This is a genomic window from Legionella rowbothamii, assembly GCF_900639985.1.
GTDB lineage: Bacteria > Pseudomonadota > Gammaproteobacteria > Legionellales > Legionellaceae > Legionella > Legionella rowbothamii.
Window position 1 is genome coordinate 63,566 of the sequence record NZ_CAAAIM010000001.1, and the last position, 13,555, is coordinate 77,120.

A 13,555-nucleotide genomic window follows, 5' to 3' on the forward strand; every position below is an offset into this window, starting at 1 on the left:
AATACAAGAACACCCACGGCAACTATTGTCATTTACAGTATTTACTCGGTATATAGGATACTGAATTACGCATTTTCCATATAAAAAACATAATATTTTTATCAAGATAGTAGAATTATCTGCCTCTCCTAGACTAAACTTAATTATGGAAAGAGTGAGTTTTCCACAAGGTGTCGAGATATTGCCTAATCAACCACGCTGTAACCTGTAGCAGTAAGCTTACCGATTCAGGCTACACATAAAAATGAAGGTTTTAAATGATTCACTTTGTTTTGGGCCGATATTGGAATATTTGTCTATTGAAGGAAAGCCCTGAAAATACACCTTATTCAATTATTCGCGCATTTTTAAGTGGTATTGTGTTAGCCATCATCATGGTAATTGAATGGAACTATTCTTATTACAACTCCTCAGGAGATCTTGGTTGGTTATTGATTATTGCTACTAGTTTGCTTTTTTCTTATGCTATTTATACCTATGCCATATTATTTTTAAAAGGATTTAATTCAAGATTAGTACAAACAGTAACAGCATTATTTTATACTAGTATCATTATTCATATTCTAGTGGCGCCATTGGTGTTTTTTGCTCCGCATTTATCACATATACACATAAAAAACCCAGCACTATTATTTCTAGGTGTTCTTTATTTATTTACGAGTATTGGCTTATCTGTATGGCAATTTGTGATTACTGCACATATTTATAAATATGCGCTGAGCACTACATCTATACAATCAGTGATCGCTGCTTTTGGTTTAATTGCTGTTAATATTTTAACTGTTTCTTCACTACAATGAGAGAATTATGCATTTACATATTTTAGGGATAAGTGGGACTTTTATGAGCGCTCTTGCGCTACTCGCACGCGACTCAGGCCATACCGTCAGTGGGAGTGATGCCAACTGTTATCCTCCAATTAGTGATTTGTTAACCGCCAAAGGCATCACTTGGACCGAGGGATATGAGGATGCCAGTTTGGCATTAAAAGCGGATGTAGTAATTGTCGGTAATGCGATTAAACGCGGTATGCCTGTTCTTGAAGCAGTCATTGAAGCCGGAAAAAATTATACTTCCGGGCCGCAGTGGTTTGCAGAAAATATTTTATCCAAATATCAAGTTATAGCTGTTGCAGGAACTCATGGTAAAACGACGACAACGTCTATGGTTTCTTGGATATTGGATCAAGCAGGATTAAACCCTGGATTTTTAATTGGCGGTGTTTCTTCTGATTTTAAAACCAGTGCGCGCCTAGGAAGTGGAAAATGGTTTGTTATTGAAGCGGATGAATACGACAGTGCCTTTTTTGATAAAAGACCTAAATTTATGCATTACCGTCCGCGCATTGCTATATTAAACAATCTTGAGTTCGATCATGCAGACATCTATCCTGATTTAGCGGCAATCCAGCAGCAATTCCATTATTTGCTGCGGACTATTCCAGCTAGTGGTGTTGCTATTAAACCGCGTGATGATAAAGCTCTGAATGAGGTCTTGGCTCGAGGCAGTTACTCACGTGTGGAGGAACTTGCTTTACATGGTGATGCGGAATGGTGTGCTAAACTAATTGAGGAAAATGGTAGTTCATTCAAAGTTCTACATCGCGGTGAAGAAGTAGCTGAAATTAATTGGTCTTTAATAGGGCGCTTTAATGTGGAAAACGCTTTAGCTGCGCTTGCTGCAAGTGTAAACGCTGGTGTAGATCCAAAAGTTGCTGCAGCAGCTTTAGAGCGCTTTACGCCAGTAAAACGCCGATTGGAAGTAAAATCAAATAAGTATGGGATAACTGTTTATGATGATTTTGCCCATCATCCTACGGCAATTACTCGCACGATTGACGCCTTAAAACGAAGTAATCGACATCATCGTATTTTTGCTGTTCTTGAATTTGCTTCATATACCATGCGTACCGGAGTACACGCAGCGGAAATGGCACAAGCTTTAGCACCTGTCCAGGGCGCCTATGTACTAGAACCTCATGATTTTGATCTTACGGAAACTATTGGCAATTGGACTTGTCCTTATTATGTTTGTAAAAATACTGAGGAAATTGTCAAAGAAATTACTGGCTCTGTGCAAGAGGGCGATGCTATTTTAGTAATGAGTAATCGTGGATTTAATGGTATTCATCAACAATTAATTAACTCAATTGACGCACGTTATTCTAGTATTCATTGCTAATATTAAGAGGTAAGCTATGTCCCGAGGCTTGTCCAAGGGGCATAGTTAGCTGTTCCTATTCCTTCACAGCTCAATACTTTCTTACCAAAAAATGCTAATGATTCTTTTTCTGTTCAATTAGTTAAATTAATAGTTGCAATATTTCAGATTGGTTGTTATAAAAAAAAGAGTGCCCTTAGAGATTAATGACACGCCGGTATTTACTATGCTCTTAAACAATTTTAGAGAATAGATATATCAAGCTAAGAGTTCAGTATAGATTTTAGCTGTTAGAGAAAAAATCCTTAGGATTAGGGTATTAGCAAAAGGAGATTGTATGACATTAAAAACAGTAGGGTATGAATTTCTAAGAACTAATATTCAGAATTTAAAGAGAGAATATTCTAATTATTTAGCACGTTATACAATCGGGATGAGCGAAGAGGAAAAGGAAGAGGCATGGAAAAATGGAGCTGAAATAACAGACAATCCCCTTTTGATTTTACTGGCTCGAGTCAATAAGCATGTTAGTCAATGCCAGACTGGTCGAGGAAGTGATCGTGATGTATTTCCTAAATTGGCGGATGAGGTACGTGGTTTTATTAATGGGACCCCCAAAGAGATAAAAAGAGCAACGCTTTATTTATTGGGCGGATTAATCCATCGTTTTTTGAGAATCGAAACCGAATATAACGATTATAATAAATCTAGACTTAATCTTTATTCATGGTTTAGCAGCAAAAATCTTTGGAATCTCAATGATTGTCGCTTGTATAATGCCGTAAAGAGTGCATTAGCACTTAGTGACGCCAATAAACTAGATGACTATACCATAATTAATGCCTTGGAGGTATTTCAAGAAAATATGGATATGGAGGTTGAGGTCGAGGAACTGGTTGGCAAAGAGAAAAAGTTGGTAAAAAAGAAGCGATATGAAACATATGAGCATTTTAATACGGTCGATCCTAATTTCAAAAGCAACTTAGAGAAAATGATTTCCCTTTATAAAGAGCGTGGGAAATCTATGGTTCGAAATTTTGCAGCAATTGATTTTTTTCAGTCATTAATGGAAAAGCTTGATCAGGAAAATCAGCCCGTTGAGCGAGAAATAAAAGGTTGGTGTGCAAGTTTAGCTAAAACCCACAAAAACTTTAGTGCGCTAAATAGAGAGAGCATTGTTCAACATCTTAATCAATATTATCAATCCAAACCTGAAAAAGCGAGCGAAAAAGAGCATATACAATACCTACTTGAAGGTATATTGAATAATGAGACTTACATCGCCAGCAATGATTATAATAAATTTTTAAAAGAATTAGTGACCTCTAATACTGATCCAAGTCGTAGTATATGTTGTGGTGCTTATGTATTGTTATTGAAACAAGGAAATTTAGATAAAAAGTTAACTACACAAATGACTGATATTTTTGGTTTTAGTGAGAAGCTTACAATAGAAGTGCAGGTAGCTTGTCTTAAGGCTTTTAAAGCTTATGCTGATGCTGTAGCAGAGCCTAGTGATGTGCTTGCTCCTGAAGGTGAAGTTCAATTAGATTACAAATTTTTTGGCGCATCAAAAACAATGATAAGCCAGACCACGCAATTAATTGTCATGTTAGGTGAAGAAACGGCACATTCTTTGGTAATGTAATGTAGCCTGGTTGCAAGCAACCAGGTAACTTTTAAACTGTAAACTGCATCAGGCCATCCTTATACTCAACACGTATGGTGTCTCCAGACTTAAATTTCCCAGACAATATTGATTGTGCCAATGGATTTTCAAGCTGCTGTTGAATCGTACGTTTTAAAGGACGTGCTCCATACACCGGATCAAAGCCAGCTTCAGCTAAATGAGCAAGGGCTTCTGTGCTGACATCAAGATGGATTTCTTGTTGAACTAAACGCTTACGTAGATGTTCAATTTGGATGTCAGCAATTTTGGCAATCTGTGCTTGAGCCAACGAATGAAATACTACAGTATCATCAATACGGTTGATAAATTCAGGACGGAAATGCTGGCCTACAAGTTCCATAACCGCATTTTTCACCTCTTCATAACTGCATTTACTACCCATTTCTTGAATGACATGAGAGCCTAAATTAGAGGTCATGACAATAATCGTATTACGAAAGTCCACAGTACGACCTTGCCCATCAGTGAGACGACCATCATCCATTACCTGCAAGAGAATGTTAAATACATCGGTATGCGCTTTTTCTACCTCATCAAGTAAAATGACTGAATATGGTCGCCGTCTAACCGCCTCGGTTAAATAACCACCTTCCTCATAGCCCACATAGCCAGGAGGAGCGCCAATTAAACGGGCAACAGAGTGTTTCTCCATGAACTCAGACATATCAATACGTATCATGGCTTCTTCAGTATCAAAGAGGTATGCCGCTAATGCTTTACATAACTCCGTTTTACCTACACCTGTAGGTCCTAAAAATAAAAAGGAGCCTATAGGTCGATTGGGGTCTGCTAATCCAGCACGAGAACGACGTATAGCATTGGATACGGCGTTAATAGCTTCCTCTTGTCCGATGAGACGCTGATGTAATACCTCTTCCATTTTTAAGAGTTTTTCTCGTTCGCCTTCCATCATTTTAGAAACAGGGATACCAGTCCACTTCGAAACCACCTCGGCAATTTCATCTTCAGTGACTTTATTACGGACTAATTTAGTTTCATGTTCCTCAGCTGAAGCAACTTGAGTGAGGCGTTTTTCTAATTCAGGGATGCGTCCATATTGCAGCTCAGACATACGGCTCAAATCACCGGCACGGCGAGCCATTTCCATTTCTTGTTTGGCGTTCTCTAGAGCCTCTTTAATTTGAGTTGCACCTTGCATTGTTGCTTTTTCAGCTTTCCAAACTTCTTCAAGATCAGAGTAGTTTTGTTCGAGCTCATCAATGCTATTTTGTAAGTCCTCTAATCGTTTTTTGGATGCTTCATCATGTTCTTTTTTCAGTGCTTCACGCTCAATTTTTAATTGAATAAGGCGACGCTCTAATTTATCCATACTTTCAGGTTTTGAATCGATTTCCATACGGATAAGGCTTCCTGCCTCATCAATGAGATCAATAGCTTTATCCGGCAATTGCCGATCGGTGATGTAACGATGAGATAAAGTCGCTGCACCAACGATTGCTGGGTCGGTAATTTCCACACCATGATGTACTTCATAGCGTTCTTTTAAGCCTCGTAAAATAGCAATAGTATCTTCAACAGTAGGCTCATTAACGAGTACTTTTTGGAAACGACGCTCTAAAGCTGCATCTTTTTCAACATATTGGCGATATTCATCAAGTGTAGTGGCGCCAATACAGTGTAACTCTCCGCGTGCTAAAGCTGGCTTTAACATATTTCCAGCATCCATAGCCCCTTCAGCTTTACCCGCGCCTACCATGGTATGAATTTCATCGATAAAGAGAATAATTTGACCTTCTTGTTTCGCCAAATCATTGAGTACCGCTTTAAGGCGCTCTTCAAATTCACCACGGAATTTTGCACCAGCGATGAGTGCTCCCATATCAAGGGATAGCAGCCGTTTATTCTTCAAGCCTTCAGGCACTTCACCATTGATGATGCGTTGAGCTAAGCCTTCGACAATGGCTGTTTTACCGACTCCCGGTTCACCAATTAAAACGGGGTTATTTTTCGTACGTCGTTGCAGTACTTGAATGGTTCGACGAATTTCATCATCACGTCCAATAACAGGGTCTAATTTACCTTGTTCGGCACGCGCAGTTAAATCAAGAGTATATTTTTCTAGCGCTTGGCGTTGTTCTTCCGCGTTGGCATCCTTTACCGTGTCGCCCCCACGAAGCTCATTAATAGCATTATCAATGGCTTTGGGGTCGCCGCCAGCTTGTTTTAACAGACGCGCTAGAGAACTGCTTTCTTCATTGATAGCTGCTAAGACAAATAACTCGCTGGAGATAAAATTATCTTTTTTTTGCTGAGCTATTTTGTCAGTAAGGTTCAAGAGTCGATTTAATGAATTGGAGATATGAACATCACCACCAACTCCAGACACTTTAGGGAGCTTATCTAATGCTTGATCTAAATGTGTTCTTAAGATTGAAATATTTACCCCTGCTTTACTAAGCAAAGGTCGGCAACTCCCGCCTTGTTGATCCAAGAGCGCTTTCATCAAATGTTCAGGTTCAATGAAGTTATTATCTCCACCTAAGGCTAAAGATTGGGCATCAGCTAAAGCCATTTGGAATTTTGAGGTCAATTTGTCCATTCGCATATTTATTCACCTTATCTTATGGGTGTTATTTCTATCTTATCTACCGTAGAATGAGGTTTAATTTAATTATTTCAAGTGATTAATATGACTAAAGAAACTTCTTCTAACTCTAATTCTAATCCTGATTCGCAAGCTTTGCTTAATCAAATTATTATAGACTACATAAAAGAGCAAAAACGTAAGCGACGATGGCGCTGGTTTATGCGGGTGGTGTACTTATTAATAGTCCTTTTTATTGCGTACCAGCTTATGTCTAGTGGCAATGATGAATCCGGTTCTAATACAAAACCGCATGTGGGATTGATTGATCTGAATGGTGAAATATTTGATGCGAAGCCGGCTAATGCTGATGATTTTGCAAAGGGAATGGAATCGGCATATAAAAATTCGGGATTAAAGTCCTTAATCATTCGAATTAATAGCCCTGGTGGTAGTCCAGTACAGGCAGAGTATATGTACAATGCCATTAAATACTATCGAACTAAACATCCTGATGTTAAAATTTACGCAGTATGTGTTGATTTGTGTGCTTCTGCCGCCTATTACGTAGCAGCTGCTGCGGATGATATTTATGCTAGTCCGGCAAGCATGGTGGGCTCAATCGGGGTTATCTATAGCGGTTTTGGTTTTGTGGATGTCATGAATAAGGTCGGAGTTAGCCGCAGACTACAAACTTCAGGAGCAAATAAAGGATTTTTAGACCCATTCTCTCCAGAAACTGATGCGCAAAAACAAAAATTACAAGTAATGCTTGATACAGTGCATGAGCAATTTATTAATCGTGTTAAAGAAGGGCGTGGAAGTCGTTTGCATATTGATAATGATACTTTTTCAGGGCTTATGTGGACTGGAGAGCAAGCTTATCCTTTAGGTTTGATTGATGGCTTTGCTAGCAGTGGTCAATTGGCCCGCGATGTTATTAAAATCGATTCATTAATTGATTACACGCATAAGCAAAATATTTTTGACCGCGTAACAAAAAACTTAGGTACAGCAATGGCTGATGAGTTGCCATCTAGTTTGGGTATGAGAGCGGGAATTAGATAGATTCCTTCAAATTTACGTAGCCATATTCGCGCAGCGTAATATGGGATGTTGTAGTCCAAGTTCCTGTATACAGCCTATGAGCTACGTAAATATCCTGTAAGTTACATTTATTAAAATAGCAAAGGCCACTTGGTGGCCTTTGCTCTGATTCATTTTCATTGGTGAGCTTTTGATAAGCAATGAATTATTTTACCAACCACTCATTTTTTCTTTGATTTTAGCAACAATTAAAGAAGACACTTCCGAAGTATTTAAGCCCCCTATAGTAAAGGAACCATCAGAATTGCCAACAAATTTAAAAGACATCGTTTTATCCTCTTGATTTTCCCCTAAACTTGACATAACTACAGTCAACCCTTGTATAAAATACTTGGGAAAATAATCAATATAATATTTTATAGAAGGCATATTAATTAGTTCAGCAAGCTGATTGGCCCCATTACGTTGAACCCATTCAGCTATTTTTTGCAGGTCATTAGCTGGATTTTTTAGATTAAATTCTTGACTCCACGTCGGCGAATCGGCGATGCCGAGAGACATATAACTTTTACTGCCAAAAGAGGTGCTCCAGCTTCCATTGTAAGCATCAAGTTGGACGTAGTTATTAATATGCGTGGAAAAAACACTGCTATTAGACAGATAATCAAACGAGCCTTCTATCGTTAAGCCAATACCACTCCATTCAGAAATCGGCGCGGTAAAATCCAAAAATAACTCTATGCCGTAGAATGCTTTTTGGAGCAATTGATCATACGCTGTCTTTTCTTTTAAGTTTTTATATTCCTCACTCATAGTACGTAGTGCCTTTATGAGCAGATCTACTAAAGAGTTTTGCCCCAGCCCATTGCTATAAATTTTCCAGGTTCCGCTCGTTAGCTCATTGAGTTGATCTTGTAATTCAAAGTCTAAGCTTTGCTTATTTAGCTCATATGTCATTTTTATTAAGGGGTGAGCATTTTCCTCTAAATCCGTAGCTATTAATAAATTAACATGGATGTTTCCCTTCGCGATTAGCATTAAGGCTTTGAGCAGATAATGGCCAAAGCTGGCTGATTTTTTAGTATTTTTCTGCTCAAATACTTTATGAAGAGTTACAGCATGCAAATCTAGGCTCATTTCTCTTCGATTAGCATTAACAACATTTAAGAATTTTAAATCAAAAGAACCTAAAGAGCGTGTCCATTCGCTACCATTTTTTGTGAGAACTTTGAATTCTACTTCGGGTCCTTGTACTAAAATTTGAGCAATTTCAGAAAATGAAGGCCATGAGCTCGTAGCTAAAGGATCCAAGATTTGCCCATTATTTAGAGTCATTTCTGCTTGAAGACTTTCGGCTTCAATTTTGACCGTCCGAATTAAATTTTGTTGAGGGATAATATTGGCTACATCGAATTCAAGAGTAGTTGCTGAGACGGCATTGGAAATAAACAATAACAGGAAAGAAATTAAACGCATTATAGGACCTCAAAAATTTATGATGTTTTCTTCAAAACATTGTCATAAAAGGGTCAAATATGATACATATTACTTTTTTGCGAGTCAATTTTTTCTGTACGGCATCATAATGCACTGAGATAGTAGAAAATGAGCCTTTTCAAGAAATGGATTTCGTAGCCTGACAATTTGGATTGATGATGAAAGAATACCTTTGCAAGATGCTAAAAGATTAATCGGTAGTGTTTAAATTACTCGCCGTAAAAAATATTGGTCACCGTTAAATTACGCACACCATCACTAACTCGTAAGGTTATATTATCGCCAACTCTAGCCTTCAATAATGTTTTCGCCAAAGGGGAAATCCAGCTTATTTTTCCTACGTTAATATCTGCCTCATCTAACCCCACAATTTTGACAGTAAGGGATTCACCACATTCATTAGTATATTGGACTGTGGCGCCAAAAAATACTTGAGGAAGGCCTACTTGAAGTTTGGGGTCGACAATTACGGCGCTTTCTAGTTGTTTCGTCAAATAGCGAATGCGCCTATCAATTTCGCGTAAGCGCTTTTTTCCATAAATATAATCACCATTTTCCGAGCGATCACCATTACTCGCTGCCCAACTTACTACACCCACAATTTTAGGTCGTTCATTACTAACTAAATCACGTAATTCAGTTTGCAACATTGAAAAACCAATAGGGGTCATATAATTTTTAATACGCGGTGCGTCATTATGTTTTTTAGTGAATTGCTTACTCACCACAAGCTCCTATTATGGTAGTCGTTATGACAGGTCGAGTTCATTATATCACTCTTTGTGGCTGGGAACTGGATTCGGGCTATTATTTTGCTTTGTGCGAAGGCTCTCCTTGTTTTATTACTATAATTCGACTGTCGTTTAAGGAAAGCCTGGTTGCGAGCAACCAGGTTACATTATTTTAAGAGTACTAATATGTTTTATCGTAAAGTAGGAGAGATTGTTTGTAATAATGCTTTAAAGACTTTAGGTGTTCCTGCTACTACATCGCCATGCTTTAAGAAGTCTTCACCGCCTTGAACATCGCTGATTAAACCACCTGCTTCTCTAACTATCAATGAACCTGCGGCAATATCCCAAGGGCGTAAGCCTAACTCCCAAAAGCCGTCAATACGGCCACTGGCAACATATGCCAAGTCAAGGGCGGCGGAGCCTGTTCTTCTTATTCCTGCACATTTGCCAAATAGGGCTTCGAATGCAGGTAAATAGCGCTGGCCTATACTTGCGTCACGAGAAGGGAAGCCGGTTCCTAAAAGTGAGGCACTTAATTGAGTTTGGTTTGATACGCGTATTCTTCGATCATTTAAGCGTGCTCCACGTCCACGGCTGGCAGCAAAGCATTCATGACGAAGTGGGTCGTAGATAACCCCATGCTCTATCCTTCCTTTAATTCTTAACGCAATTGAAACAGAAAAAAATGGGAACCCATGCAAGTAATTAGAGGTGCCATCTAAAGGGTCAATGATCCAGACCGCATCCTCATCAGCGCCTTCTTGCATTCCACTTTCTTCAGCTAGAATTCCATGTTCTGGGTAGGCTTTACGGATGGTGTTGATAATTGCCTGTTCCGCTTTAATATCTACTTCGGTAAAGAAATCATTAGGCGCTTTCGCGGTAAGTTTGAGATGATCCACTTGCTCCATGTGGCGAATAATAATTTCCCCGGCTTGACGTGCCGCATTCACTGCAATATTTAAAAGTGGTTCCATGGATTTCTCGTTGAATTTACAAAACCGGTGATTCTAGCATATTTTTTTTGTACCAAGGTAACTCTTTTCACTTACATGATGCCTTAATAGGATTCAGCTAGGTGCAAAAGCACTTAAATGATATCATATACGTCTCTTTTGCGTTAAGTTAAATCGTTTTTATGAATTTAAGTTCAATTCGTATTATTTTAGTTGGTACATCACATCCAGGTAATATTGGTTCAACTGCTCGAGCTATGAAAACTATGGGACTAAATTCTCTTTACTTGGTTAGTCCTAAGTCTTTTCCTGACATGAAAGCTCGCGAAATGTCTGCTGGTGCTGATGATCTTTTAGAAGCTGCAGTGGTTACCGAAACCCTCGATGAGGCTTTAATAGGTTGCCAGTTAATTTTAGCTACCAGTGCAAGACCTCGAGGGCTCTCTTTGCCTGGACTAACTCCGGCTGAAAGTGCTGAGTTGGTGAGCAAGCAAGCGGATAAAACCCAAATTGCTATTGTATTTGGACGAGAATATGCCGGTCTTACTAACGAAGAACTGCTAAAATGTCATTATCATATACATATTCCAAGTAACCCTGAGTACAGCTCACTTAATTTATCTCAGGCAGTGCAAATTGTTGCTTATGAATTACGTATGAAACTACTAGCGCCTAAGGCCGAAGTTTCTTTACGAGCTGATGAATATGCTACTGCTGAGGAAATTGAACAATTTTATGAGCACTTAAGAGAAGTGTTTATTGAAATTAAGTTTTTAAAGGAAGCAAATCCAAGACGCCTAATGCAGCGCGTAAGACGCTTGTTTAATAGAGTGAACTTGGAAAAGATGGAAGTTAGTATTTTACGGGGTATGTTAAGCCAGGTTCAAAAATCACTGGAATGGGCTAGCAAACGAGGTAAGAGTGAAGACGGAAATTAAGATTCCTATTTATCTAGATTATATGGCCACAACCCCGGTGGATCCACTGGTGGTTGAGCGCATGCTGCATTTTCTAGGCCCTGATGGTGATTTTGGTAATCCTGCTTCTGTTACGCATGACTTTGGTCGTAGAGCTGCTCATGCTGTTGATCATGCGCGTAGCCAGATTGCTGAGGTGATTCAGGCTTCTCCTCAAGAGATTATTTTTACTTCTGGGGCCACAGAGGCCGATAATCTAGCGATTATTGGTGCTGCACATTTTTATCAGAACAAGGGTAAGCATCTGATTACCATGAGCACTGAACATAAAGCAGTGCTGGATAGTTTTCATCGTTTAGAGAAAGATGGTTTTCAAGTCACTTATCTTGAGCCAGATGCTGATGGTTTGCTGGATTTGCAGCAATTGGAACGAACCTTACAACCCGATACCATTCTGGTGTCGATTATGCATGTGAATAATGAAATTGGTGTGATTCAAGATATTGCGGCCATTGGCGAGCTATTGAAAGGTAAGGGCATCATTTTTCATGTCGATGCAGCACAAAGCGCAGGGCGCCTTGCTATTGATGTGAGTACACTTCCCGTCAATTTAATGTCTTTTTCGGCCCATAAGTGCTACGGACCTAAAGGCATTGGGGCCCTATATGTCCGTCAACGGCCTAGAGTGAGGTTGCAGCCGCAAACTTTTGGTGGTGGACATGAAAACGGTTTGCGTTCAGGTACATTGGCAACGCATCAAATTGTTGGTATGGGGGAGGCATTTGCCCTGTCTGAACGTGCACGTGAAGAAGAGCAAGCGCGCCTTTTACATTTTCGCCAACAATTATGGGATGGAATTAAACACTTACCCGGAATTCAGTTCAATGGTCATGAGCAACAACGTATTGCGGGTAATTTGAACATCAGTTTTAAAGGATTGGATGGTGATTCGTTATTACTCGCTTTGAGTGATTTGGCGGTATCTACTACTTCAGCCTGTAGTTCAGCAAGTATCCAGCCTTCTTATGTCTTAAAGGCAATAGGGTTATCTGATGAATTAGCGCAGAGTTCGATTAGATTGTCTTTAGGGCGTTTTACCCGAGAAGAAGAGGTAGAGCATGCAATCGCGGTGATTAATGCTCAAGTGATCCATTTACATAACATGTCCCCATTATGATGTATAATAAAACAGTACTTGATTATTTTTTTTTACCTGAGCATGTAGGTATTATTGATCTAAATAACCATACGGTTGCTGTTAAAAATAATCAAAAAAGCCAAGGAACTATTGAGCTCTATATGCAATGTGGACAGGATAGGGTGATTCAGCGTATTTGTTTTAAAACGAATGGGAATCCTTATCTCATTGCTGGCTTAGAGTGGTTATGTCGGCAGATTGAGGGTAAGCAAATTGATGAATTACCGCCAATTGATTATCAGTTATTGGTGAAGGAGTTGAATATCCCCGTAACTCAATATCCATTGGCTTTACGAATTTTTAGTGTTTTTAAAGAAACGTTAATTTTAATGAATAACAAGTTGCTTGCGAATGAGCAGCATACCTAGAGGTATATATAATGAGTGTAGTAATGCAACATGCAGTAAATGAGCTGACGCCGGAAATCAGTTTCACTGAATCAGCAGTAAAACACTTAATTTCTTATTTACAAAAAAATACTGGGCATGCGGGTGTGCGTTTGTCAGTTAAAAAAACTGGGTGTTCGGGTTTTTCTTATGTTGTTGATTATGTCCATGCTCCTGTAGAAGGTGATTTAGTAATGCCTTTGAATGAGGGTTATGTGGTTTGCGTGGATAAGGCAAGTTATCCTTTTCTTAGAAATATGAATGTTGATTATGTGAAGCAGGGCTTAAATTATAAATTTATTTTTAATAATCCAAATCAAACAGGTCAATGTGGTTGTGGAGAGAGCTTTACTGTTGAATAGCTCCTCTCGGTATTAATGTCTGATTGAGCCAAAACAGCTGTCATTGCGAATCCTGCGTGGTTG

Annotated in this window: 12 protein-coding genes; 8 read left to right on the forward strand and 4 right to left on the reverse strand. The window is 39.0% G+C overall.

Features of this window, described 5'->3' with window-relative positions; all coding sequences use genetic code 11:
- Nucleotides 1-257 precede the first annotated feature (257 nt).
- From E1P08_RS00255 to E1P08_RS00265, 3 genes are all read left to right on the forward strand, one after another.
- Nucleotides 258-800 (forward strand): hypothetical protein, encoded by a 543-nt coding sequence (locus E1P08_RS00255; protein WP_133135027.1) that lies wholly within the window; start codon nucleotides 258-260, stop codon nucleotides 798-800.
- A gap of 7 nt (nucleotides 801-807) precedes the next feature.
- Nucleotides 808-2,181 carry a UDP-N-acetylmuramate:L-alanyl-gamma-D-glutamyl-meso-diaminopimelate ligase gene (gene mpl / locus E1P08_RS00260; RefSeq protein ID WP_133135028.1) on the forward strand — a complete coding sequence of 458 codons (1,374 nt, stop codon included), beginning with the start codon at nucleotides 808-810 and terminating at the stop codon, nucleotides 2,179-2,181.
- Between the two features lie 316 nt (nucleotides 2,182-2,497).
- Nucleotides 2,498-3,808 carry a hypothetical protein gene (locus E1P08_RS00265; RefSeq protein WP_133135029.1) on the forward strand — a complete coding sequence of 437 codons (1,311 nt, stop codon included), beginning with the start codon at nucleotides 2,498-2,500 and terminating at the stop codon, nucleotides 3,806-3,808.
- A 31-nt stretch (nucleotides 3,809-3,839) separates the two neighbouring features.
- Here the strand turns inward: E1P08_RS00265 and clpB are convergent, their stop codons facing one another.
- Nucleotides 3,840-6,416, reverse strand: a complete 2,577-nt coding sequence (gene clpB / locus E1P08_RS00270; RefSeq protein WP_133135030.1) for an ATP-dependent chaperone ClpB — start codon at nucleotides 6,414-6,416, stop codon at nucleotides 3,840-3,842.
- 84 nt (nucleotides 6,417-6,500) lie between these two features.
- Here clpB and E1P08_RS00275 point away from each other — a divergent pair, with 84 nt between their 5' ends.
- Complete coding sequence (locus E1P08_RS00275) at nucleotides 6,501-7,463, forward strand: S49 family peptidase (protein WP_133135031.1); 963 nt, start codon at nucleotides 6,501-6,503, stop codon at nucleotides 7,461-7,463.
- A gap of 189 nt (nucleotides 7,464-7,652) precedes the next feature.
- On the opposite strand, the gene E1P08_RS00280 is transcribed toward E1P08_RS00275, so the two are convergent.
- The 3 genes from E1P08_RS00280 to E1P08_RS00290 form a co-directional block, all read right to left on the reverse strand.
- The gene (locus E1P08_RS00280) at nucleotides 7,653-8,918 is read right to left on the reverse strand and encodes a hypothetical protein (RefSeq protein WP_133135032.1); all 1,266 of its coding nucleotides are present in this window, start codon (nucleotides 8,916-8,918) and stop codon (nucleotides 7,653-7,655) included.
- A gap of 230 nt (nucleotides 8,919-9,148) precedes the next feature.
- Nucleotides 9,149-9,664: a transcription elongation factor GreB gene (greB, locus tag E1P08_RS00285; protein WP_242602329.1), complete on the reverse strand. Its 516-nt coding sequence runs from the start codon at nucleotides 9,662-9,664 to the stop codon at nucleotides 9,149-9,151.
- Between the two features lie 197 nt (nucleotides 9,665-9,861).
- A complete protein-coding gene (locus E1P08_RS00290; protein ID WP_133135033.1) occupies nucleotides 9,862-10,650 on the reverse strand; it encodes an inositol monophosphatase family protein in 789 nt (262 codons plus the stop codon).
- 161 nt (nucleotides 10,651-10,811) lie between these two features.
- Between E1P08_RS00290 and trmJ the strand changes: the two genes are divergently transcribed.
- From trmJ to E1P08_RS00310, 4 genes are read left to right on the forward strand one after another with little or no spacing between them, the layout of a single operon-like run.
- Nucleotides 10,812-11,567, forward strand: coding sequence for a tRNA (cytosine(32)/uridine(32)-2'-O)-methyltransferase TrmJ (trmJ, locus tag E1P08_RS00295; protein WP_133135034.1), 756 nt, complete (start codon nucleotides 10,812-10,814; stop codon nucleotides 11,565-11,567).
- Nucleotides 11,551-12,723 carry an IscS subfamily cysteine desulfurase gene (locus E1P08_RS00300; protein WP_133135035.1) on the forward strand — a complete coding sequence of 391 codons (1,173 nt, stop codon included), beginning with the start codon at nucleotides 11,551-11,553 and terminating at the stop codon, nucleotides 12,721-12,723. Before trmJ ends, E1P08_RS00300 begins: the two co-directional genes overlap by 17 nt.
- Nucleotides 12,720-13,112, forward strand: coding sequence for an iron-sulfur cluster assembly scaffold protein (locus E1P08_RS00305; RefSeq protein ID WP_207387325.1), 393 nt, complete (start codon nucleotides 12,720-12,722; stop codon nucleotides 13,110-13,112). Before E1P08_RS00300 ends, E1P08_RS00305 begins: the two co-directional genes overlap by 4 nt.
- Before the next feature lie 11 nt (nucleotides 13,113-13,123).
- Complete coding sequence (locus E1P08_RS00310) at nucleotides 13,124-13,492, forward strand: HesB/IscA family protein (protein ID WP_133135036.1); 369 nt, start codon at nucleotides 13,124-13,126, stop codon at nucleotides 13,490-13,492.
- The last annotated feature ends 63 nt before the right edge of the window (nucleotides 13,493-13,555 follow it).